At 68.9% G+C, this 22267-nt stretch carries 16 protein-coding genes and 7 pseudogenes; 12 read left to right on the top strand and 11 right to left on the bottom strand.

What is annotated here, in order from left to right:
- Positions 1-1032 precede the first annotated feature (1032 nt).
- The 3 genes from IEZ17_RS34670 (at position 1033) to IEZ17_RS34660 (ending at position 2842) form a co-directional block, all read left to right on the top strand.
- Positions 1033-1221 (top strand): hypothetical protein, encoded by a 189-nt coding sequence (locus IEZ17_RS34670; protein WP_189307244.1) that lies wholly within the window; start codon positions 1033-1035, stop codon positions 1219-1221.
- A gap of 79 nt (positions 1222-1300) precedes the next feature.
- Positions 1301-1423 carry a hypothetical protein gene (locus IEZ17_RS44000; RefSeq protein WP_268249879.1) on the top strand — a complete coding sequence of 41 codons (123 nt, stop codon included), beginning with the start codon at positions 1301-1303 and terminating at the stop codon, positions 1421-1423.
- A gap of 504 nt (positions 1424-1927) precedes the next feature.
- Positions 1928-2842, top strand: a complete 915-nt coding sequence (locus IEZ17_RS34660) for an NAD(P)H-binding protein (protein ID WP_189307242.1) — start codon at positions 1928-1930, stop codon at positions 2840-2842.
- 797 nt (positions 2843-3639) lie between these two features.
- Here the strand turns inward: IEZ17_RS34660 and IEZ17_RS43295 are convergent.
- Both IEZ17_RS43295 and IEZ17_RS34650 read right to left on the bottom strand, forming a co-directional pair.
- Positions 3640-3991: pseudogene (locus tag IEZ17_RS43295) on the bottom strand (FAD-dependent monooxygenase); the annotation flags it as partial.
- A 203-nt stretch (positions 3992-4194) separates the two neighbouring features.
- On the bottom strand, positions 4195-4551 hold the full coding sequence (locus tag IEZ17_RS34650; RefSeq protein ID WP_189307240.1) for a hypothetical protein: 357 nt from the start codon (positions 4549-4551) through the stop codon (positions 4195-4197).
- Between the two features lies 1 nt (position 4552).
- Here IEZ17_RS34650 and IEZ17_RS34645 point away from each other — a divergent pair, with 1 nt between their 5' ends.
- Positions 4553-5158, top strand: coding sequence for a polysaccharide deacetylase family protein (locus tag IEZ17_RS34645; RefSeq protein ID WP_189307238.1), 606 nt, complete (start codon positions 4553-4555; stop codon positions 5156-5158).
- Between the two features lie 520 nt (positions 5159-5678).
- On the opposite strand, the gene IEZ17_RS34640 is transcribed toward IEZ17_RS34645, so the two are convergent.
- On the bottom strand, positions 5679-8060 hold the full coding sequence (locus tag IEZ17_RS34640) for an ATP-binding protein (RefSeq protein ID WP_189307235.1): 2382 nt from the start codon (positions 8058-8060) through the stop codon (positions 5679-5681).
- Positions 8061-8436: 376 nt separating this feature from the next.
- Here IEZ17_RS34640 and IEZ17_RS34635 point away from each other — a divergent pair, with 376 nt between their 5' ends.
- Positions 8437-8754 carry a hypothetical protein gene (locus IEZ17_RS34635; protein ID WP_189307233.1) on the top strand — a complete coding sequence of 106 codons (318 nt, stop codon included), beginning with the start codon at positions 8437-8439 and terminating at the stop codon, positions 8752-8754.
- Between the two features lie 72 nt (positions 8755-8826).
- On the opposite strand, the gene IEZ17_RS34630 is transcribed toward IEZ17_RS34635, so the two are convergent.
- The 6 genes and pseudogenes from IEZ17_RS34630 to IEZ17_RS34605 form a co-directional block, all read right to left on the bottom strand.
- Entirely contained in the window at positions 8827-9006 is a 180-nt protein-coding gene (locus IEZ17_RS34630) for a hypothetical protein (RefSeq protein ID WP_189307231.1), read from the bottom strand.
- Positions 9007-9072: 66 nt separating this feature from the next.
- Positions 9073-9945, bottom strand: a complete 873-nt coding sequence (locus tag IEZ17_RS34625; RefSeq protein WP_189307229.1) for an RNA polymerase sigma factor — start codon at positions 9943-9945, stop codon at positions 9073-9075.
- Complete coding sequence (locus IEZ17_RS34620) at positions 9938-10144, bottom strand: hypothetical protein (protein ID WP_189307226.1); 207 nt, start codon at positions 10142-10144, stop codon at positions 9938-9940. The genes IEZ17_RS34625 and IEZ17_RS34620 overlap by 8 nt, the downstream gene beginning before the upstream one ends.
- 89 nt (positions 10145-10233) lie before the next feature.
- Positions 10234-12699 carry a M48 family metallopeptidase gene (locus IEZ17_RS34615; protein WP_189307224.1) on the bottom strand — a complete coding sequence of 822 codons (2466 nt, stop codon included), beginning with the start codon at positions 12697-12699 and terminating at the stop codon, positions 10234-10236.
- 400 nt (positions 12700-13099) lie between these two features.
- Positions 13100-14908 (bottom strand): pectate lyase-like domain-containing protein, encoded by a 1809-nt coding sequence (locus tag IEZ17_RS34610; protein ID WP_189307303.1) that lies wholly within the window; start codon positions 14906-14908, stop codon positions 13100-13102.
- Between the two features lie 23 nt (positions 14909-14931).
- Positions 14932-15840 (bottom strand): annotated as a pseudogene (locus IEZ17_RS34605) (chitinase); the annotation flags it as partial.
- Positions 15841-16238: 398 nt separating this feature from the next.
- On the opposite strand from IEZ17_RS34605, the gene IEZ17_RS34600 reads away from it, so the two are divergent.
- From IEZ17_RS34600 to IEZ17_RS44280, 3 genes and pseudogenes are all read left to right on the top strand, one after another.
- The gene (locus tag IEZ17_RS34600; protein WP_189307222.1) at positions 16239-16406 is read left to right on the top strand and encodes a hypothetical protein; all 168 of its coding nucleotides are present in this window, start codon (positions 16239-16241) and stop codon (positions 16404-16406) included.
- Between the two features lie 652 nt (positions 16407-17058).
- A complete protein-coding gene (locus IEZ17_RS34595) occupies positions 17059-17421 on the top strand; it encodes a DUF6299 family protein (protein ID WP_229852929.1) in 363 nt (120 codons plus the stop codon).
- Positions 17422-17861: 440 nt separating this feature from the next.
- A pseudogene (locus IEZ17_RS44280) lies at positions 17862-18008 on the top strand (IS630 family transposase); the annotation flags it as partial.
- Here the strand turns inward: IEZ17_RS44280 and IEZ17_RS43290 are convergent.
- Positions 17999-18594, bottom strand: a pseudogene (locus IEZ17_RS43290) (Rossmann-fold NAD(P)-binding domain-containing protein); the annotation flags it as partial. The pseudogenes IEZ17_RS44280 and IEZ17_RS43290 overlap by 10 nt on opposite strands.
- A gap of 113 nt (positions 18595-18707) precedes the next feature.
- Between IEZ17_RS43290 and IEZ17_RS34590 the strand changes: the two are divergent.
- The 3 genes and pseudogenes from IEZ17_RS34590 to IEZ17_RS34580 form a co-directional block, all read left to right on the top strand.
- A pseudogene (locus IEZ17_RS34590) lies at positions 18708-18939 on the top strand (IS5/IS1182 family transposase); the annotation flags it as partial.
- A 155-nt stretch (positions 18940-19094) separates the two neighbouring features.
- Positions 19095-20639, top strand: coding sequence for an FMN-binding glutamate synthase family protein (locus IEZ17_RS34585; RefSeq protein WP_189307218.1), 1545 nt, complete (start codon positions 19095-19097; stop codon positions 20637-20639).
- Positions 20640-20772: 133 nt separating this feature from the next.
- Positions 20773-21534, top strand: coding sequence for an alpha/beta hydrolase family protein (locus tag IEZ17_RS34580; protein WP_229852928.1), 762 nt, complete (start codon positions 20773-20775; stop codon positions 21532-21534).
- Between the two features lie 5 nt (positions 21535-21539).
- Here IEZ17_RS34580 and IEZ17_RS34575 read toward each other — a convergent pair.
- Positions 21540-21894 (bottom strand): annotated as a pseudogene (locus tag IEZ17_RS34575) (transposase family protein); the annotation flags it as partial.
- Between the two features lies 1 nt (position 21895).
- Here IEZ17_RS34575 and IEZ17_RS43285 point away from each other — a divergent pair.
- A pseudogene (locus IEZ17_RS43285) lies at positions 21896-22078 on the top strand (helix-turn-helix domain-containing protein); the annotation flags it as partial.
- Between the last annotated feature and the right edge of the window lie 189 nt (positions 22079-22267).

Here is a 22267-nt window from a genome sequence, read left to right as displayed (position 1 = left end):
GGGTGTGGGCGACGTCCCTTTGCCGAGAGGTACGGCCCCAACGGACCCAGCTGATGACTCCGCTCGGAGTCGAGGAAATGCTCCCTCGCAGCGGCGATGCGAGCCTGGCCGGGCTCGAGTTGCGTGCCCGCGTGAAGGAAGGGATCGAGGAGACGGACGACGTCCACCCCGGCCGCAACCACCACGGCGCTGCTATTCCGGCCGCTTGTCCCGTCCCCGGCGTCCGCTGTCCGACGGGATCTGCACTTGGTACTCGCCGCAATGATCACCGACCGGGCGACAGCGGCACCGCAGAGCAGCGGGACATGAAGCTTTGCCGAATCGGTCGACCCATGTCACGGCAGGTCGGATGTTGTTGAGTGTCTGGACTTCTTGCCTGCCGGCCGGGGTGTGGACGGTCGTCGCCGAAGTACTCCGTATGAACGCGCTCCCCTGGCGGACGATGCCTACGGGGAGGTGCTGCTCGTGCTCGACGGCACCTGGAACTGGCCGTCGACGGTGTTGAGGTGACGGTGGGCCCAGGCGAGATGTACGAGGCGTCGGCAGGCGGACGCCACGCGTGCGCACGGGCAGCGGCGGCACCTTGGTGCTCGTCGAAGTACCGGCGGAATGGGACCGGCAGGCGGACGTCGCCGCTGCGATCGGCTCGCGCGAGGCCCCTGTGTGGAACTCTCCCGATCCATCATGATCACGTCACTCTTCACTTCACGGGGGACTTGTCGATCTCAAGCCAACTCAGCGGCACATCGGCGCACTTGTACTCGTCGCCGCGCCCGCCAGCAGCCTCACCTCTGCGGCCCGGAGGATGACCCTTAGGGCGGCAGCTCCGGCGGCTCCAGTGCCTCGGCTCGGCCGTCGAACAAGCCGGCCCCGTCGGCCCCGAGCAACAAGGCCACGGACCGAGCTGATGGCCCCGGTGGCTGCGGGACGCCGCCGAATCTGTCTGCCGGGCACATGATGGTGAGCCCACCGTGCCCCCATCGAAGGGCTCCTTGTCGGCCAAGGACGCCCCTCTTCGCCCGGGACGTCAAGGTGGAACTGGCCACCGGGTCCGGCGGCACGAAGTCGGTTCCGGTCGGCGAGCTGTGGATGCACTCCGGTGACTGCATGACGAACTCCAGCGCCGTGAATGCGCCTTACACCTGCTCCGGGAACATCTACGACATCACCCTGAACCCCGAGGGCAACATCAACAGCATCAACGAGGTCCGGCACCCCTGAGCCAGGCGCGCCAGACCGGACGGACCCGGCGGGGCGGCGAATCGTCCGTCCCGGCCTGGTCGTCCTCGACGACTTCGCCATGCGCCGGCTCACCGCCGCCCGGGTCGAGGACCTCTACGCACTCTTCTCCGAGCGGCAAGGCCGGTCCCTGGTCGTCGCCAGCAACCGGGCGCCCGGCGACTGGTGTTCCGGTCGCGGGTAAGGGCAGGTGCCGCTGCGGAAGCCTGGTCCCGGTCCGGCCCGCGGTGCCGTTGGTGGACCAGGATGACGTTGGTGACGATGCCGCAGGCGATCTCCTTGCCAGGGAGTACGGGTCGTTGGGCAAGGACGCGATGTCGGCTCTTTGCGCCGCCTGATCGCCGACGGATTCTTGGGGCGTGAACGCCACGGCGGCCACCTCCCCGCTGCCCCGCTCCCCGCTCCCCGCTCCCCGCTCCCCGCTCCCCGCTCCCCGCTCCCCGCAAAGGAACCACAACCGGCCACCGCGTGGCGGCGGGGTCGCCGCGTCGCTGACCTGGCTGATCTGCTGTCCATTGCCACGGGCTCGGGCTGTCATGGCTGCTCCCGGGCCCGTGCGTGTCTGACGCCTCCGGCCGGGTCGGGTGCGATGAACGCGTCGAGTTGCTGTCTACGCTGACTCTCGGGGTACCTGGACATACCCGGCGGCGGGCCCGGGCCGTCGCGACAACGTGGGAGGCGGAAGGCCATGGCCGAGCAACGACCGATTCTGGTGACGGGTGCGGGCGGAGGCGTGGGCGGCGTCGGTCGCCGGGTGGTGGATCGGCTGAGCGCGTCGGGGGTACCGGTGCGTGCCCTGGTGCACCGCGAGGATGAGCGGGCGCGGGCGCTGCGCGTGATGGATGGTGTCGAGGTCGTGGTGGGCGATCTGACACGTGGGGCTGACGTCGCGGCGGCCGTGGGCGGCTGTCGGCGGATCTTCTTCGCGATGAGCGTGTCCCCGTCCTACCTGGAGGCCACGGCCACGATCGCGGCGGCTGCGCTGGAGGCGGGCCGGGTCGAAGTGCTGGTGAACATGTCGCAGATGACGGTCTCGCAGATGGACCTCACCAGCCCGGCCGAGTCCCGCCAGCAGCACCAGCACTGGCTCGCCGAGCACGTCCTGGACTGGTCGGGCCTTCCGGTGACGCACCTGAGGCCCACAGTCTTCATGGAGAACCCGCTGTTCGCGATCCTCGCCGCCGCCTCGATCCGGCGGGACGGCACGATCCGCCTGCCGTTCGGCGCCGCGCGGACCTCGCCGGTCGCCGCCCGGGACGTGGCCGACGTCGCCGTCCAGGTGCTGACCGACCCGGGACGGCACGTCGGGCACGTCTACGAGCTGACCGGGGCGGTGTCGCGGGACATGGCCGCCATCGCCGCCGAATTGTCCGGGATCCTGGGCCGTCCGGTGGAGTACGTCGACGTCCCCTACGAGCAGTGGCGCGCCGAGGAACTGGCGGCGGTCGGCCTGGAACCGCACGTGCGCGAGCACATCGCCACGATGGCCAAACTGCACAGCGAGAACCGCTACGACCGCTCGACCGGGGACGTCGCGGCTCTCCTCGGCCGCCCGCCATCCGGCCTCGACGCCCTGGTCGAGAGCGCACCACGCCTGAGGTAGCCGGCCGGGCGGCGGTGTTGGCGGACCGGCTTCGTGGTGGCAGGCGCGTTTTGTGCCGGTCGTGTTCCTCACCGGACTTCTGTGCTGAGAGTCGGCTTCTCGGACACGTCAGACTCTCTACGTAGTCGGGGGATTACAGATAGTGCGATCTTGGGGTGCCCCGGTTGCCGCTGACCACCCCGTCTGAAACCGCTGCCGCCATCCCGCCAGGCGTGAGAGCAAAGGCCACCAGCCAACCCAGCTCGTACTCCTGACCCATCGGACTCGACCTAGCCCACGGCCTGATCCACCTCCTCACCGGAAGTCTCACCGCCGAACAGATTATTGAGCCCGTCAGTCAGGCTCCTACCTGGGTCGGTTCCGAAATTCCTCGGTGCGTCCGGGCCGCTATCGGCGTTGGCAGCAGGGGCACCAAGAGCGAGGAGTGCGGCGGCACTGACAGCGACCTTAGCGATGCGTCGCATGAACTTCCCTCCGTTGAGGAGACGTTGGAAACTGACTACGACTGTCCGGCCGTGGAGACACGGGCGGATCGCCACTATCACTCACTTGGGGCTGCCGAAACGGCCAACCTCGATCGAGACCGGCGGCCAAGCAGCAGACCGGTCGGACACGCCTTGGTCGCGCCGGACCGGTAGCCGATCCCACCCGGTGGCAGCCGACCGAGCTGCGGCGCCTGGCGGGCTTGCAGCGCCCGCCGGCGCGGGCCGCCGGTCGGCGGCGGCCCGCCGCCCCGGCGCACGCACACGTGGACTACGACGACGGCAGACCGGCGGTCGGTGAGCGGGCCGGCCGCGGGCGCCCGCCGGGTGTCGTTCGGCGCGGTAGCCGTCCAGCAGCCCCTCCGGCCCCCAGCCGCTCGCCGTGACGGTCGGTTTCCAACCGGAGGTTGAAAGTGGCTTGCACGCCGAGGTTGAGCCCTTGCCCTCCGGTCGGCGGGGGGAAGTGGGCTGCGTCGCCGGCCGGCAGCACCCGGGCGATCCGGTAGCGCTCGGCTTGCCGGGTGGCGTCGCCGGACCGGGAGAGCCGACGCGGCAAGTGCGCGCCGACGTCGGCGCCGGCGATGGCCGACCCCCGTGATGGCCGCGCTGAAATGTCTGGGCGACAGGCCGCGCGACGCATCACCACAGGTCCGAACGGGACGCAGATCACACAGCGAGCCCCTGGGTTGTTACTCCGGATTCCCCTACCGTTATCGACATAGCACATAAAACGGACTATTTGCATCCGGTCCGTCACAAGGAGTAGGTGAACCAGGAGCAGGCAGATCGGCCGCCGAGCCCGTCACCGCGACCCGAGGCCACGAGCAGCCCGCTCCCCCGCCCCTTCCGTGTGCGACACACCACCACCCATCACCGCTGAACAGGCATGCCCGCCGGGGTGCCGTTGGAGGGATCTGCTGTGACATTGGCCAGTGCAAAGAAGGCGACAGCCGCCGTTGCGGTGGCGCTCACCGGGGCCACCCTGGCGGCGTGCGGAGCGCATGCGACGCAGACATCGTCGGCAGCCGGGCCGCCGTCCGCCTCAGCTTCCCGGTCCATCGTCGCCACCGGCTCGGCCTCCCCTTCCCCGACCCCGTCGCACAGCGCGTCACCCTCGGCACCGAGCGCCGCGCCGTCATCCTCGTCGCCCGCCGCCCCCTCCTCCTCGGCCGCCGCCCCGCCGAGCGGCCAGGGCAGCACTTCCACCGGCTCGTCGAGCAGGTTCACGGTGAGCAACGCACTCCAGTTCCGCACCCAGGCCAGCGGCAAGTCGGTCGCGCTGACCTTCGACGACGGCCCGGACCCGCGCTGGACGCCGAAGGTACTGGCGCTGCTGGCCCAGCACCATGCCAAGGCCACGTTCTGCGAGATAGGCCCGAACGCGCAGCGCTACCCCTACCTCACCAAGTCGATAGTCGCCGCCGGTGACCGGCTGTGCGACCACTCCGTACACCACAACGAGCGGCAGAGCAGCATGCCGCTGGACTACAACGTCCACGAGATAGTCGACGCCCAGCGGGAGATAGCCGACGCAGCCGGTCCCGGGGCCAAGCTCTGGTACTACCGGGCACCCGGCGGTGACTTCAAACCCACCATCCGAAACATCGCCGCTCAGCACGGACTCCGGCCGCTCGGCTGGAGCGACGACTCCGACGACTGGAAACGGCCGGGCGTCGAGAACATCCTGCGCAACATCAACCGGAACCTGCACCCGGGCTCGATCATCCTGATGCACGACGCCGGTGGCGACCGCTCACAGAGCGTCGCAGCCCTCGCCGAGCTGCTGGACCAGCTGGACGCCCAGGGCTACACCTACACCTTCCCGACCCGCTGAGGCCCACCCACACCACCCCCTGCCCCAGCACCGAGGACAACCCGCACCGCAAGCCTGCCCGTCACATGATCGTTCGTCGAGCAGACGCCACGGGTGTGCGGTCGGGTGGGAGGCGGGCACTGTTCGCCGTTCCCCCGCGGCTTGGCACCTGGCGGCGCTCGCCCTCACCGATGCCGGGCAGTGACAGTGGCAGTGGCAGTCACGGGACGGTGCCGTACAGGGTGCGGCGGTCCCCGGACAGGGCGTAGCGGCGGGCCGCGAGGCCGTGCCTCAAGTCCCTCGCCGATCGCGTCGCGCAGCAGCGCCAGGATGTCGGGGGCCGCGGTGTCGGACAGGTAGGCCGGGGCGACTTCGGGCATCTGGCGGTTGGGATGGCGCCCAGGGCGCGGGCGACGTCGAGCAGCCGGCATTTACATCCTGGTGAATGCCTGGCCCTCCCCGCCTGACGCGGCCCGGCCCGCCTCAGCCGCACCGGCAACCAGCGGATGCCGCCGCAATGCTGCGGCATCCGCCCCGGCTATCAGTGAGCGGGGGCCGGGCCCTGGTCGAGGGTGTCGAGGAACGCGGTGAGTTCGGCGGTTTCCGGGGCGTTCAGCTCGCCGTAGATCGCGAGTGCCTGCTTGGCGTGGGCGCGGGCGGCCTCGGGGTCGTCCGGGACCAGAGTCCACGCGATGCCCTGGTGGGCGCGGGCGGTCTGCAGGCTGCTGTCGATGTCGCGGGCGATGTCCAGCGCCCGCTGGTGCCGACGGCGGGCGACGTCGAGGCGGCCGGCCGCGTGGTAGGTGGCGCCGAGGTCGTTGAGGACCTCGCTCTCGGCTCGCCGGTCGCCCATCCGGCGGCTGAGGGTGAGCGCCTGTGAGTGGTGGTCGACGGCCGCACCGAACCGTCCCAGCTGCCGGTAGCCGGTGCCCATGTTCGTCAGGGTGAGGGCCTCGCCCCACGGGTCTCCGATTCCCCGGTAGCGGACGAGCGCCCGCTGGTGGTGGTCGAGGGCCTCCGCGGCCCGCCCGAGCCGGGCGTAGACCGCGCCCAGGCTGGTCAGGCACAGGGCTTCGCCCCAGGGGGCGTCGATGCCCCTGTAGAGGGCCAGGGCCTGCTGATGAAGGTCGATGGCCTCCTCGCTCTGCCCCAACTGCCCTTGCGCGATGCCGAAGTTGGTGAGGATGACGGCCTCGCCCCACGCATCGCCGATCTCCCGGCACAGGGCCAGCGCCTCCAGTCCCCGGTTGAAGGCGTCCTCGTAGCGCCCGGCGTGCCAGCAGGCGACGGCGAGGCTGGTCAGGGTCTCAGCGTGGGCCAGGCGGTTGTCGAGGCCCCTGGTGGCGGCCAGGGCGAGTTCATGGGTGGTGACCCAGGCCAGGGTGCGCCCCCGGATGTCGAAGAAGTGCTGGAGCACATGGGTGTACTGCCAGACGTGCTCGTTCCTGCTCCGCGATGCGGCGTGCGTGATCATCGCGACGAGGTTGGCGTGCTCGGCCTCGTACCAGGCCAGGGCCGTGGACCGCCCGCTCACGTCCGGGGTGTCGGCGGGCGGGCACGCAACCTCGAACGGGAGCAGCCGCTGTCCCGGCGCCACCCGGGGGCGGGCGCTCAGCGCGGTGTGCAGATAGTGGTCGAGGAGCCGGAGCTCGGCTTCCTCGCGCCGTGCGGGCGGCTCGGTCTCATGCAGGACCTCCCGCGCGTGCCGGCGGAGCAGATCGTGCAGTTGATAGCGGCGGGGTCCGTACTGCTCCAGCAGGTGTACGTCGACGAGTTCCTCCAGCCACTGCCGGGCCGTCGCCACGTCCGTACCCGCCAGGGCCGCGGCTGCGTACGCGTCGAGATCGGCGCCGGGGTGCAGGCCGAGCAACCGGAACAGCCGCTGACGTCCGGGGCCGAGGCGCGCATAGGAGAGGGAAAAGGCCGCGCTGACCGCCTGCTCGTTCCTGCCGAGGCCGGACCGGTGGCGGCCCGCGCGGAGCTCGGCCGCGAGGTCCTGTGCCGTCCAGGCGGGGCGGTGGGCGAGCCGGGCCGCCGCCATCCGGATGGCCAGCGGCAGGTAGCCGCACAGCTCGGCGATCTCGGAGACGGCCTCGGGCGCGTCGGCAACCCTGTGGTGTCCCGCGATCCGGGCCACCAATGCGCACGCCTCCGCCGCGGGCAGCACATCGAGTGAGAGCGGGATGGCGCCCTCCAGCGCCAGGAGCCGCCGCCGCGAGGTCACCAGCACCGCGCACGAGGCGGAGCCGGGCAGCAGTGGACGCACCTGAGCCGCGTCGGCGGCGTTGTCCACCACCACCAGCGCCCGCCGGTCCGACAGCGTGGTACGCCACAGGGCCGACCGCTCGTCCAGGGAGTGCGGGATGCGTGCGCCGTCGACACCGGCCATGCGCAGCAGCGCTTCCAGCGCCGACGCCGGGTCCACCGGGTCGTACCCCGGGGTGAATCCATGAAGATCGCAGTAGAACTGGCCGTCCGGGAACCTCTCGGCCACGAGATGGGCGGCGTGCACCGCCAGCGTGGTCTTGCCGACGCCCGCCATGCCGTCGATCGCCGAGACCACCACCGCGCTCGCGGAGCCGTCGCCGACCAGCTCCACGAGCCGGGCCACCTCGTTGGAGCGCCCGGTGAAGTCCGGTATGCCGTAAGGCAGATACCGTCGGCGCCCTTGGGACACGGGCTCCATCGACCCCTCCCGCCCATCAGCCGCGGCCGTGGCGAGCAGCCGCCGCTGGTCGTCCGCCCCCAGCCCGAGCGCCTTGGCGACCTCCCGCACCGAGGCCATGCGGGGCACCCGTCCCTGCCCGGACTCCAGCGCGCGGATGGTCCGGGCCGACAAACCCGCCCGCTCCGCCAGCTCCTCCTGGGTCAGCCCGGCCCGCCGTCTGTAAACGCGCAGCACTGTGTCAAACCGTTCCTGCATGTCCTCTCCTCGCCCCGCGGGCCCGACCGCGCGGCCCCGGCCGCACGGCTTCACTTCCGATGCGGCACTGTGGCCAACCCGGGAGAACGTCCGCTAAACGTCCGCTGGACGTCCTGTCGGCGGCGCGGGACGGACGGCAGCATCATGTGTGCCCCGCCGACCAGGGGCACGCGGAGTACCGCACTGCGGTCAACCCGCAACGGGGGAAGGCATGTTGAAGCGCCGCACGGTCATCACGCGGCCGACGCATCTTCCTCGCATGCCGATCCGCCGTCGGTGGGCGACCCCGCCGACGGCCCGTATCTGAAGGAGCACGGTGAACACACCGCGAAGAATCGTCGCTGCCGCATCCGTCCTTGCCGCGAGCCTCGGGTTCATGGGGGTGACCTCCGCCCCGGCCTCGGCCGACGACGGGGTCCGCGTCACCAAGACAACCGCAGCCACATCGGACTGCGCCTTTGCCGTCTACACCCCCGACAACAGGTACTGCTTCAACGACCCCGGCAGCTACGACATAGGCCCCATCACGGGAGTCAGCAGGGTCTGCGTCACCTCCGGCTGGGCGGTCTATGCCTGGGCGCCCAACCCCGGCGAGCGGCACAACTCCAAGCTGCAGCGCCAGAGCGACCCTTGCGACGACTACAGCCAGGTACCCGGCAACACGGTCGTCGACTGGGTCGAGCTGCACCCCTAGCAGGGATGTGAGGCCCCGTACGGCGTGGGCCGAGCAGAGCCCCGCCGCTCCCGGACCGGAGCGGCGGGGCTCCTACACGTCTCCGGTGCCGGCGGCGACCGCTCCGTGGATGGCTCCCAGGGCGCGGGCGACGTCACGCAGCCGGTATGCCGGCGCGCGGCTGATGCCGAACTCCGCATTGCCGTACGCCTCCCACGTGCCGTAGCCGAGGGGCGTCCAGACACTGGCGGCGTGCGCGTCGCGGTTGATCACCGAAACAGCAGACGGTCTCGACCCTCGACAACCGCCCGCAATCAGCGACTTCAAAACGGTGGATCTTCATTGCTCAGGGAGACGCTGAGCCGAAATCTCACCGTCCGCACCGCCTCCGTGTCCGCTCTGTCCGCCCTCGATGCGCTGTTCAACGCCGCCATGACGGCGTCCTCGCTGCGCGACCTTCCACGTGGCCCACCCTGTCAGCACGGCCGCGGTGGCGACGGTGGGAGGGCCGAGGACCGCGGCCACCACCGGGACCCCGCACCACGCCAGCACGAGGGAGGCCGCCGTGCACAGCAGAGCGCCCAGCGCCGCCACTGCGAGAGCGTCGCTCGGCAGGGGGCGAGCCCACCAGGCCGTCTGACGAACGCCGCTCCACTGCTCCCGCAACGCCTTGGTGCCCCGGAAGACGTGGACCCGGATGGCTTGGGGCGAGGAGCCCAACTGGTCCCCGATCTCGTCGCTCGACAAACCCATCGCGTGCCGCAGAAACGTCGCCTCTGCCTGCTTGCCGGGCAGTTCGCGCATGTCGCCAACGACCATGCGGGCAAATGCTGTGTCCTCCACCGTGGCCTGTCGACTCATGGAGGACCAGCCCGACACTGCCGCCTCGTCCAGCTCGGCCAGGTCTGCCGGGGCGGACCTGCGAACCTCCCGCGCGATCTCACGAACCCGCATCTGGGCGACCTTGTACAGCCACGACTTCGGGGCGCGGATCTCCGGCCACTTGCGCATCGCCCGCGCGAAGGTCTCCTGCACCACTCCTGAGCTGTCGAGTGCCGACTCGGCCAGCCTGAAATCCCGTGCCTGTGCGCGGACGAACCTCAGCAGCCCCTCATGATGCGCGCGATAGGCATCCTCCACCTGGTCCTTCCACCAGGGCTCGGTGGTCGGCTGCGCGGCGGGGTCGCCTGGGCCGGGCATTGCGTCACCCATGGTTCTCCTTCACCAAGAGTTCCGGCGTCTGTCGAGCGGCGACCGGAGCAGTGTGCTCGCGCCCGCCCCGTCCAGCCGGCGCCGCGGCCGTTGCGCGGGCGAGCTCCGCCCGGGCGCGCAAGATCAGCCACTGGGCGACGGCTTCGCTGAGCCGTGTCAGGCTCTGGGCGCAGACGAGCACCGAGAGCAGGTAGGTCAAGTCCCTCATCGCGTACGGCCTTTCCCCGTTGTCAGCCGACCAGGAGCGGTTGGCCGTTCACCATGTACGAGGCGAGTGAGGGCATTTCGTTAACCCGTGTTCGTCACCGCGATGAGGATGACGGTGAGCCAGACGATCGGTGCGGCTGCGATCGCCGCGACGCCCAGGGCGATGGAGGTGCCGGCCATTCTGGCTTCTCGGACCGACCGGACACCGAGCACGACGGAGAGGGCGCCCAGCGGTGGGCAGCACACCGCCAGCACGAGGCTGAGCACACCCCACCGCACGGGTGCGAGTCCAGTTCCAGCGGACGCGAGCTGCTGTGCGCGCCGCGCGGTGCCACGGCCTCCTCCCCCGCTCTGGCGCATGCCCCGCCAGTAGTAGACCGCCAGGAACATGGCGGGAATCGCGAAGATCACGGCGAATGCGTAGCCGGCCGCGGCATCCCCGGTGCTCAGACCGGTCAGCAGCATGCCGACCGGTAGCAGGAGGGCTGTCGGCGCCACGAACTTGACGTAGTTGGTCTTCCCCGTCCCTCGCTTGACCTGCTCCATAGCGGCAAGCTGCCGCACTGTGGGCGAGGACGGGTCCGGCACGAGGGGTGAGGCAACCTCAGGCAGGCTCCCGACGAACCCACGCAGTGCCTCTCGGGCCTCGGCGCTGTGCTCGTACTTCCCGGGGCGCCTCTTGACGCGCCCCGGACCGGCATCGACCACGCAGAGGGAAGTGCCGTCCCGCAAGACCAGACGGACGTTGGCCCGTGTGTCGTGGAACAGGCTCGCCTGCTGGATCTGCTCGTACCGCACCTGCAAGAAGCTTCTCTCCGACCGCTCCTTCAGGGTGGCGAAGTCCTGTGCCTGGTAAGCCAGCCGCTCGCGGGAATTTTCCCATCGCGTGCTGAGCCGTTCGACCGGTACGAACACCAGGGAGGTGGTCCGCACGATCAGGTCGTAGTCGCTTCCGTTGAGTCGGACGGCCATGGCACCCACGACGCGGGCGGGGGCAGCCACCTGGGCGGAGCCAGCCGGTTGACCGCAATTCTCAGCGATGCCGAGTTCGACAAGCCGCGCTCGTACCTGGGCGGCCTCCTCCCTGCTGCCGATTGCGCGACGGGCCGGCGGCCCCAGATCCAGCGGCTGACCATCGGTAGCGATCAGGACCACTCCGGTGTCCTCTTCGTACCTCCGTCGTGCTGCACCGCTCGTCTCCGCCGCGCATTCCAGCGCTGCTTCGAGTCTCCGGGCGAGTTCGACCGTTGGATTCGGATGCTCCATGTCCAGACGAGCACGCCTCAACTGAGCCACGATGTCGGGTGCGTAGCCGCGTGCGAGAAGATCCAGCACCTCTCTCAGACCGGCCCTGGGGGTTTCGGTGAGGCGCGCGACGGCCCTGTACAGGTTGTCGGCCTCGTCCTGGCGGCAGGCCCTGGTAATCCGGACGGCGTATTGCCGGAACGGCTCATGACATCGGCCTCCACGCCACGTCGCTCCCACGGCTGCCTTGCCCCGCGCAGTCTGGTCGGGGTCAGGGAAGATCAGTTTGTCGAGTCGGGGGCCGTTGTCGGACAGGGCCGGGAGCAGGGCATCGGCCGGCCGGTGGTCGGGCGGGGCAGCAGGCGGGACAGCGTCCATCGCTTCGATCGCGGCGATCCGCTGTGCGAGCGGCGGGTGCGTGTCCCACTTCGACTGCGCCTGGTCCGGTGAGGTGTCGGCTTCCTCGTACTCCAGCTGGTCGGCGCCGCTGGAGGCGAGGAAGTGGCGGAAGCCGACGGTCACATCGCCGAGCACGTAGTCGCCGACACGCGTCCGGGCATAGGTTTCGAGGTACATGGTCCACACCCGATCCACGGCGTGCACCTGGCGCAGAGCAGTCACCGCCGTGTCCCGGTCGGTGATCCCGACCCAGGAGCAGTCGGCCAGGTACTCCTGGCGGCGGCGCACGGCGAGCGACAGCGACTCGAAGCACCAGAAGTATCCGCGCAGCACCGCTCGCCATGGCGTACCGATGCCGACGTACTGGATGGCGCGCGCGATCGCCTCGCCGCCAGCGTAGGTGACTGCGGCCAGACGGGTGTCCTTGTTCGAATAGTGCCCCAGCTCGTGGGAGAGGACAAACCTGAACTGATCGACCGTCAGCGTCATGAGCAGCGGAGTGCCGAGGCAGAGATACCTTCGTCCTGGGAAGAGCCCCAACAGGGGTGACGCTTCTGCCACATGGGCGTTTGCCTTGGCAATCAGCAGAACCTCGTCCGGCGGTCTGCTCTGCATCGCCTCGGCCAAGTCGTCCATGATCTCCCATAGTTCAGGGGCATCCGCCCTTGTTACGGAGACCCCTTCAGGGGGCTCCTTCACCGCGCGCAAAGCCCGGACGAACGAGAGGCACACCGCGACGACCACAACCACTGTGAAAACGGTGAGTTTGAGGCCGCCAAGGTCGTCGCCTTCCGAGAACCTCCACACCGTGGCTGCAACCATCAGCCCGACAAGAAGGAGGACCACCAGAAGAAAGAGTGCCAGCAGCGTGACCGCAAGCCCCGCCCGCACCCTTGCCGACATGACGCCCCCGGCGCGCTGCTGGACCGGAACGGCTGGAACACGTGTCGATCCCAACTCTTCGCCCTCCCACGTTCCGCCCAGCCAATCAGTCGCCTCCGACCCGGGCATGTCCGGTATACCCGGTGCGACCGGCCTCCCATCGGACAACGCACGGTCCGTAGTGGATCCGTGATCACCCTTGCGACCGTCAGCCCCGCGGCGCGGGACGCCGCCGACTGCGAGGCTCTGCAGGGCGGCCGGACCACTCGCCGCGGGCAAAGGCTGTTCGGTACTGGGCACCGCCCCGCTCAGCTCAGGGACGGCCCGGGCACACCACCACCGGGAATACGCGAACGGCCGCCGTTGGGTCCGGCGGCCGTTCGCTGTGGGGAGGGGAGGAAGGAGTGGGCGGGCGTGCGGGCTACGGGTAGTCCACCACGTAGGCCTGCTGGTGGTCCGTGTTCGCCGGACCGCCCTGGTCGTTGATGACATGGTTGATCGTGCCCGTACCGCCGAGCGAGACCGTCACCATGTGGTGGAACTTCACCCCGTTCGCACGGGGTACCTGGAAGGCGCGGTCGGCGGCGACGGACTTGTCGACGTCGAAGTAGCAGTAGCTGCCCAGCCCGTACGCCTGGTGGTCGGTGACAGTGTCGGCCACCTTGTACGCGGCGTAGCCCTTGGTGTCGCCGTCCATCCAGGCCGACTGGTCCGGCGGGTCGTAGGGCATCTCGTTCTGGAAGAAGTACGTCCGGCCGTGGTTGCCGTTCCAGACCACCTGGTTCTTCTGGTAGTGCTCGACGAACAGGCCATACATCGTGACGCCGTCGCCGTTGACGGTCAGTCCGTTGTCCGCGGTGTTCTGCGTCCAACCGACCCCGTCGCCGTGGTCGGCCCGCCAGATCCAGGTGTGGTCGCCGATGACGTCCGAGCTGTTGACGACGAGGCTCTTGGTCGCCTTGCCGACGCCCGCGCCGCCGACCCGGAAGTAGACGTCGTGCAGCGAGGACGGATTGCCGGAGTGGTCCGCCGAAGCGCCCTTCGGACCCATCTCCATCAGCGTGTCCGAGGTCTCCCGGCCGGCGTCGATCAGCAGCCCCGCGATGTTCGCTCCGCCGACATCGGCCACCGAGAGGGCGGTGACCCCGCCGTCGGGGACGAGGGTGGCCAGGCCGAGGCCGAGCACCACGGTATCCGGCTTCGTCACCTTGATCGTGTCGTCCAGGTGGTAGACACCGGGCGTGAACAGCAGGTGCCTGCCCTGGTTGAGCGCGCCGTTGATCTGGGACGCCGTCATGCCGGGCTTGGCGACGAAGAAGTCACTCAGCGGCAGGGATGTGCCTTTCGGGGCACGGCCGGACCATGTGGTGCCCTGGGTGTCTGCGGCGACGTCGGGGACGAAGACCTTGTACGCGTCCGTGTCGTCGACGTAGAGGAACGGCTTCTCCCGGGACTTGGGGGTCTTGTCCACCGTGGTGTACGGCGGCTGGGGGAAGTTGCCGGCCGGCGGGTGGGTCGCTCCGACGAACACCATGTTCCAGTTGGAGCCGTTCCAGCTGCTCCACTCGGTGTTGCGGGAGAGGTACTGCTGCTGCGACCCGGAGGAGACCGAACCGTCCACCTTGGTGTCGGCGAGCAGGCCGCCGCTGGACCAGCCGTGGTTCCGCGGATCCAGCTGTAGATCGCCCTTCACATGCATCCGGCGGAACGGCGCGGCCTGCGAGACGGCCCACCGGTTGGTGCCGTTCGCCGGGGTCACGGCCATGTTCTCGGCGCCGCGCCAGAAGTTCTGCGTCGCGTTGTCGCCGAACCAGTCGGCCTCGGCGTGCACATCGCCGTTGATGTCGGTGTCGTCGGGCGACAGGCCGAGCCCGGCGATTTGTGTGTAGAAGCCGATGTTGGCGTCCACATCGTACTTGCCCGGCCTGAACAGCAGCGCGTGTCGTTCCTCGCCGAACTGGTTCTTCTCCTGCTCCTTGAAGATGGTGTCGAGCCGGGACTGGATCTGGTCCTTGGGCATCGACGGGTCGAAGATGTCGACGTTGGGGCCGAGGTCCGGGGCGTCCGCTGCGGTGATGTGCTTCTGCGGTGTGATGTGTTCGGGTCCTGCGCTCGCGCTTTGCGGGGAAAGGAGGGCCACGGTGCCGGCCGCGAGGACGAGGGCGGCAGCAGCGGCCGGCAGGGCGCGGCGCCTGCGGTGGCGCGGCAGGCCCGACTCGTCGCGGGTCATGTTCAGCTTCACGATGCCCCCGCTCAACCCGTGTATCCGGCGAAGATCTTGGTGAACTGCCAGGGTTCCTGGTCCACGCCCGAGCAGGTGTCGTCGTTGGGATAGGCGCCGGGGCACGGGCGATCGCGGTTGGCCGACCAGTAGGTGAGGCGGGCGAGGTGGTGTTCCTGGGCGTAGGTGCGGATGGCCTCGAAGTTCTGCGGTGTGACCTGCTCGTTGGCGTCGGTGATGCCGTTCATCGACGAGATGCCGGTGTGCCGGTAGGCCGCGTCGTCGCTGTAGCCGTATGCGTCCTTGACCGTGTTCTTCAGTCCCTCGGCGGCCTTCTTCGTCAACTCGCCCATGTCCTGACCGCCCGCGTCGCCGAAGTCGAACGGCATGATCGTCCAGCCATCCACCTCCAGACCGGAGCCCGCGGCCCGCTTGATCATGCTGGCGTCCGGGCCGTTTTTGGCGCTGGGGAACGTGACGTACGTGGTCAGGCCGGAGTTGTGGGCCTTCACCTGCTTCAGCGCGTTGATCGTCTTCTGCTGCACCTGGGGGTCGCCGTAGGCATCGCCCTCGATATCGATGTCGATCGCCTTCAGGCCGTAGGCGTCGATCACCTTCTGGTACGCGCCGGCCAGAGCCGAGGCGTCCGGGCAGGTCTGTTCCAGCTTGCTGCCACCGGCCCCGCCGAAGGAGGGGACGACGTCGCCTCCCTTGGCGCGGATCACGTCCACGGTCCGCGCATCGACGCCGCCGACGAGGGGACGGCTGCCGTCCCACTTCGGATCGCACGTACCGCCGCTGAGGACGAAGGCCAGGGTGAACCACTTGACGCCGGTGGCGTCCATCACCATGGCGGGATCCGGCGGGTTGCCCCACCCGTTGTACAGGTAAGGGGCCACGGCCTGCGGCACGTCGGCCGCCTTGGGCCCGTCGGACGGCGCGGCGCCGGACGCCGCGGTCGTGGTACCGCCGATGAGCACAGTGGCGACCACGCCGATCGTGCTCCGGTGGGCGCCGCGTATGTGCAGTGACCGCGAACTTCTTCTGTGCCGTGCTGGTGAACTCATAAGGGCTCCTGTGTGCCGTGGGGGGAGCAGGCGTTGGCCCGGGGACGGCCGCACCGCCGTCAGAAGTGCGTGTACACCGGAGCGGTGAAGGGGCGTTGAATACCTGGACGCTCAAGGCATGGCTGGCTGCCCTCCGAGAAGCGGTGCACGTCGGATCGGCCGACCGGGAACGACGTCGGGACCAGAGCTTCAGGCTGGTCCAGACCTGATGCACTGCTTGAGTTAACTGGGCGTAAGGATGGGCGTCAAGACCGTTGACATCACTTCAAAAAGTGAACCTACTGGCCAACAGCGGCCCCTGCGCCGGAGAGGCCAACTACCAAGCCATCGCACGGCAATTGGGTGACCGCAGCCACCGCGGAACGGTCGCGATGGAGACATGGGCTTCCGGTGACGACGTCCTCGCCCTGGAGCGCTTCCACGCCGCCTTCACTCTCTGACCGGCCGTCGACGCCGATCCGCACCGCCCGGCCCCGGCCGCAACCACCTCACTGCCTACGGCGCCCAAGGCACCACGGCCGAGTGCGTCACATACGACCAAGACCTCTTCCACGACGCCTACATCGCCGAACTGACCGACTTCATTCACCGCCTCCGCACCGACCGCTCCCCCGCCATCACCGGCGAAGGCTCCCGCGCCGCCCTGACCATCGCCCGCGCCGCCATCCAGTCCGTCACCACGGGCGGCCCGGTCCGCACCGACGAGCCCAAGGACGGGTCGGTTCGCCCACCCCCACCATGCCTGCCGCCCCCGCTCGACTCCTGCCCGCCGTTCTTCGTCAGCGGTCGCGCGGCATGACTTGCGCCCGGAACGCCCCTCACCGGCAGCGGGGCCTGTGGGATCAGCAGTGTCAAGGCTTGCTCATGCAACCCGGGTTGCGCGTCGCGGTGCAAGGTGTCTTAGCGGAGTGTGCGCTCCCTGGTATGCCCCAGTGCGCCGAGCCGAGGGTGTGGCTGGATTCCATTGTCGCCAGGACACTCGGGGCACATGGTGTCCATCAGGAAGACTGTGCGCTCTGGGCACCGCCATCCCGACGGAGGCAGGAAATGCGCAGAATACGACGTCGCCTCACCAGTCTGGCTGCCGTAGTCGTGTCGGTCATCGCCAGCACAATGGCGCTGGCCGCTCCGGCCCACGCCGCTTCCAGCCTCACCATCAACCAGAACGCCACACTCAACCCGGATGGCACGGTCACTGCAACGGGTACCTATTCGTGCGACGGCGGTGGCTCAGGCAACCTCATCAACGAGCTGGCGGACGAGACCAACCTCGGGGCCGCGGGTGAGGCGTCCACCAGCGTCACTTGCGACGGCATCGTCCACACCTGGAGCGTCATCGTTCCCGACAGCAATCCCGCCGTGCCTTACCAGAAGGGTGACCGCGCGCGCGACGTCGTCGAGCTTTTCGAGCAAGACACCTTCAACTTCGATGACCTCCTCGTGACTGAGAGGTAGATTTCCATTCCTGCGGCACCGTTTGCGCAGAGAAAACCCTCACCTCGCTGGGCACCTCCACCAAGCACTGCAACCTCAAGCCAGATCGGACAGCTACTGCGAGCTGGGCTGAACGGGGGTCAAGTTACTGTCATCACGGGGGCATTGGTGCAGGTCAAACGATTTTCTAGGGTGCGGCGATGTCTGGACGAGCGTGGGCGGACACCATCGGCAGAGGCCTCATAGCCGGGGTCGGCGCGGAATGGATCTGCTGGGACGTCATGCACTCACTGCCCTTGACAATCCCGGGAGTACTGCTCGCAACCGCCCTGTATATGCGGCGACGGGCAGCAACGTGGACCCGGTGCGAACAGGCGCAGTACAGCCACTTGTGCCGTATCAAGCAACGTTCGCCCTGTCGTTGGTGCGCCGGGGTGGCACGGGGAGGCCAGAACGATCACGTGGCTGAGCGTGTGCGGCTCCGGGAGATTGAGGATGACGAGGGCAGGCGGTTGCTACGGATCATCCGCAGAGGCACCGGTTCGGTGGTGACTTGGCGGCGAGCCCGGATGGTGCAGTTATCCGCGCAAGGCATGCCCGCGGCGAAGTCGTCATAGCTGAGGACCTCGGGTCCGGTGAGAACGAGATCGGCGTTGGGGGCGGGTACGTCGGTGAGGGCGTGGACGGCCACGGCTGCGATGTCCACGACGTCGACGAATCCGGCCCGGCCCGTCCCGGTGGCGGTCAGGAGGGTCGCCGTCCGTACGGATGCTGAGCGCGTGCAGATGGGTGCCGGTGAAGTTCTGCATGAACCAGGACGGTCGCAGCACCGCCAACTCGTCGAAGATGCCCGGCAGCGCCTGGTGCACCAGGCCCACGGCCGACCCGCCTTCCGGGAGGGAGGAGGCTCTCAGGGGAACCGCGCGCCGCACTCCGGCGGCGCGGGCCCGGCGTAGGAAGGCCAGGACGACGGCTGTGAGGCCGGGATCCCCCACGGGCGAGATCGGGTAGAGGCGATCGACGCCGTCGAGGGCGGCGCCATGGCTGTCGGGGTCGTTCCCGTCGAAGGCGACCCGGCTCCGCTCCGGCCACCGGTGTGGCCTTGCGACTGGCCTCCTCGACCGCGCGACCGGCGGCTGTCAGTTGCGGGGTGACGCGGCTGCCTGTGGTGCCGATGATCAGCGTGGTACCGATAACCGGACTCGACCACGATGGTCCGGTGAACGGCAAGACTGTCCGGTGTCGGCTGTCACCGACCCGCCCCATACGAAGTCCTGACTGAGTAATGGGCGTGAGGCCCACCCGGAGGCCGGATCGCACACCAAGGCGAGAAGGCCTCTCGCCAGACCATCAACGCTGGCGCGTAGAGCGCACCCACGCCCGTCAGAACGCCTTCCACCGGCTCGCACGCTGCTGCGAACGCCGCCCCAGCGTCATCAACGCCTTCTTCGACCTCACGGATCCCGTCATCACCGTCCGGAGCCTGTTCCGACGTGCCTGGACCACCACCGCTGGGACGACCGCCCCACCCGACGACCCTGCCCCCACACCCATCCGAGCGAGCCCCTAATATCATTTCGCGTTCTCCGACGGACGCCGACCCCGCTGGGTCGTGCCCGCCGCCCAACGCCCGATACGACACGACGACGTCCACCGCCTGGCGATGGAGTCGAGCATCGAGGAGAGGAACGTTCATGCGCGCCCGGAGCATCGCCACGGCCACCGCAACAGCATTGGCACTGGTGGCCGCTCGTGACCTTGTCCAGAAGAAGCACGCATTGCTCCGCAACTTCCCGGTGATCGGGCACGCCCGGTACCTGTTGGAGACGATCGGGCCGGAGCTGCGGCAGTACATAGTGACATCCAACGACGAGGAGCGCCCGTTCAGTCGTGACCAGCGCAGCTGGATCTATGCATCGGCGAAGGGGGAGAACAACTACTTCGGGTTCGGAACCGACAACGACGTCGAGCACATGCAGGGGCACGCGTACCTGAAGCAGCGCACGTTCGCCGGCACGCTGCCCGACGCGCACGACCCGCAGGCCCCACTGCCCTCGGCCAAGGTGCTGGGCGGGCCGCGCGGGCGTGCCAAAGCGTTCCGACCGGCGAGCGTGGTGAACATCTCGGCGATGAGCTTCGGATCGCTCTCCGGCGCGGCGATCACGGCGCTCAACAAAGGGGCGGCGCTGGCGGGCACGATGCACAACACGGGAGAGGGCGGTCTCTCGCCGTACCACCGCAGCGGCGGCGACCTTGTCCTTCAAATCGGTACGGCGTACTTCGGCTGCCGCAACGAGGACGGCAGCTTCAACATCGACAAGCTCAAGGATGTGGTCGCCGGCGCCCCGGTCAAGGCGATAGAGATCAAGCTCTCCCAGGGCGCCAAGCCAGGACTGGGCGGGATGCTGCCGGGCCCGAAGGTGACCCCCGAAATCGCCGAGATCCGCGGCATCCCGCTCGGCAAGGACTGCGCCTCCCCGTCGCGGCACACCGCGTTCAGCGACGTCGACTCGATGCTCGACTTCGTCGAACTGCTCGCCACCGAGACCGGTCTGCCGGTCGGGATCAAGAGCGCGGTGGGAGAGATGGATTTCTGGCACGAGCTGGCCACGCTGATGGCGCGTGGTGATCGTGGAGTCGACTTCGTCACCATCGACGGCGGCGAGGGCGGCACCGGGGCGGCGCCGCTGATCTTCAGCGACTCGATGTCGCTGCCCTTCCGGATGGGCTTCTCCCGGGTCTATGGCACCTTCGCCGAGCAGGGGCTGACCGACGACCTGACCTTCATCGGCTCCGGCAAGCTCGGCCTGCCCGAGAACGCCGCGGTCGCCTTCGCTCTGGGTGCCGACATGATCAACGTGGCTCGTGAGGCGATGCTGTCGATCGGCTGCATCCAGTCGCAGAAGTGCCACACCGACAAGTGCCCCACCGGCGTCGCCACCCAGAACCCGCGGCTGGCCCGCGGCCTCGACCCGACCTCGAAGGCCACCCGGGCCGCGGTCTACCTGCGCACCCTGCGCACGGAGCTGATGAAGGTCTCGGCGGCCGTCGGCGTCGCCCACCCGGCACTCATCACAGCCACCGACATCGAGATCATGAACGGCGACTACGAGGCCCGCACCCTGGCCGGCGTCTACGGCTACAAGGACGGCTGGGGCGAACTCGGCCCGCACCTCGCCGATGAGATCACTGCACTGCTCACCACCAAGCCGGCCTCCGCGCAGAAGCCGATCGTCTGACGCGCCGACAGCGGCAAGCACCGCGCTCACTGCTCTCCTGCTCGGATCATGGGCGTGGCACCCGCCGGTGTCGCCCTCGTCCCCCTGCCCCACGAACAGTCCCTGCCTAGGTGATCACAACATGACCGAAAAAGTGAGATTCCCAAGCATCGTCGGCCCCGAACTGGCCGGAGTAATCGACCTGCCAGACGGCGAGATCCGCGGCTGGGGAATCTTCGTGCACGGATTCACACTCGGCAAGGACTCGCCGGCCGCCTCGCGCGTCAGCAAGCAGCTGGCACGCGAAGGGATCGGAATGCTGCGTTACGACAACCTCGGGATCGGGGACTCCGACGGTGACTGGGGGGACGGTTCCTTCACCGTCAAGGTCCAGGACACGATCCGTGCAGCAGCCCTGATGGCGGAGCGAGGAACTCCGGCAGACCTGCTGGTGGGGCACTCATGGGGAGGCGCCGCCGCCCTCGCCGCAGCGGCCGAGGCAACGGGCGTCCGCGCGCTCGCCACGATCGGGGCGCCTGTCGAGCCCAGCCACGTCGAGCGACAGTACGACGCGGTCATGGATCGGGTTCTCAGTGAAGGGTCGCACGAGTGGTTCGTCGGCGGGAGGACACTGGTCCTCAAGCGCGCCTTCGTCGAAGACGTCCGCCATGCTCACCTGCGCGACCGGATCCGCGAGTTGCACCTGCCGCTTCTCGTCCTGCATTCGCCTACCGACCAGACCGTCGACATCTCCAACGCCGGGGAGATCTTCAACGAGGCACGACACCCGCGAAGCTTCGTCTCGCTCGAAGGAGCAGACCATCTCCTGACCGCACGAGGACAAGCGCAGCGAGCCGCCCACATCATCAGCGCCTGGGCCGACCAGTACATCCACGGGTCACGGCCCGCAGGATAGACATCTCAGGTGATGAAGAGCTCGCTCGGATAGGTGCGGGGGCAGGGTCGTCGGGTGGGGCGGTCGTCCCAGCGGTGGTGGTCCAGGTGCGTCGGAACAGGCTACGCACGGTGAGGACGGCATCCGCGAGGTCGAAGCAGGCGTTGATGACGCTGGGCTGGCGTTCATAACAGCGTGCGAGCCGGTAGAAGGCGTTCTGACAGGCGTGGCTGCGCTCCGCCTGCCAGCGCTGGGGGGCCTGGCGAGGGGCCTTCTCGCCTTTGTGCCCGATCCGCCTCGTAATCCGCGTGGTGGAAGAGTGGTGCGGGTCCTGCCCGAGTCGTAGCCGGCATCCAGGCACACGGTGATGTCGTGGGGCAGCGTCGCCCGCTACCTCAGACTCGACCGACCCGCCGCATGGGCCGGCTTCAGCCCCACCAACGTCGCCCTCCGCGCCGCAGTCGCCTTCGGAAACGCCGGCATCGCCCTGAAAACCGCTCGCCCGCTCATGCGCCGCCACATTCCCGTCCCCGAAAGCCGGGCCGCCATGTGGATCGAATCCGCCGCCAGCTCGACCGGGTCAAGCACCAGCTCACGGAAGTTCCAGAGCAGGCCACGGGCGCCGGGCGATCCCGGCGATCAAATATGCAACCGTCAGCCAGGGTGAAGTTCCCTGGCTGACGATCGCTCGTCCCCTAGTGATCTGAGTCAGAGATTCGTCGTTGGTTGGGTATGAGTCGTCCGGGTCCGAAGA

Origin of the sequence: Streptomyces albospinus (assembly GCF_014648695.1) — a bacterium.
GTDB classification, from domain to species: Bacteria; Actinomycetota; Actinomycetes; order Streptomycetales; family Streptomycetaceae; genus Streptomyces; species Streptomyces albospinus.
This window is presented reverse-complemented; position numbering and strand designations above follow the sequence as displayed.

Bases quoted from the DNA above. Each gene is read 5' to 3' on its own strand.
- IEZ17_RS34625 (WP_189307229.1), bottom strand. From the start codon at position 9,945: ATGGGTGACGCAATGCCCGGCCCAGGCGACCCCGCCGCGCAGCCGACC.
- IEZ17_RS34585 (WP_189307218.1), top strand. From the start codon at position 19,095: ATGCGCGCCCGGAGCATCGCCACGGCCACCGCAACAGCATTGGCACTG.
- IEZ17_RS34660 (WP_189307242.1), top strand. From the start codon at position 1,928: ATGGCCGAGCAACGACCGATTCTGGTGACGGGTGCGGGCGGAGGCGTG.
- IEZ17_RS34640 (WP_189307235.1), bottom strand. From the start codon at position 8,060: ATGCAGGAACGGTTTGACACAGTGCTGCGCGTTTACAGACGGCGGGCC.
- IEZ17_RS34615 (WP_189307224.1), bottom strand. From the start codon at position 12,699: ATGTCGGCAAGGGTGCGGGCGGGGCTTGCGGTCACGCTGCTGGCACTC.
- IEZ17_RS34635 (WP_189307233.1), top strand. From the start codon at position 8,437: ATGGGGGTGACCTCCGCCCCGGCCTCGGCCGACGACGGGGTCCGCGTC.
- IEZ17_RS34610 (WP_189307303.1), bottom strand. From the start codon at position 14,908: ATGACCCGCGACGAGTCGGGCCTGCCGCGCCACCGCAGGCGCCGCGCC.
- IEZ17_RS44000 (WP_268249879.1), top strand. From the start codon at position 1,301: ATGCGCCGGCTCACCGCCGCCCGGGTCGAGGACCTCTACGCACTCTTC.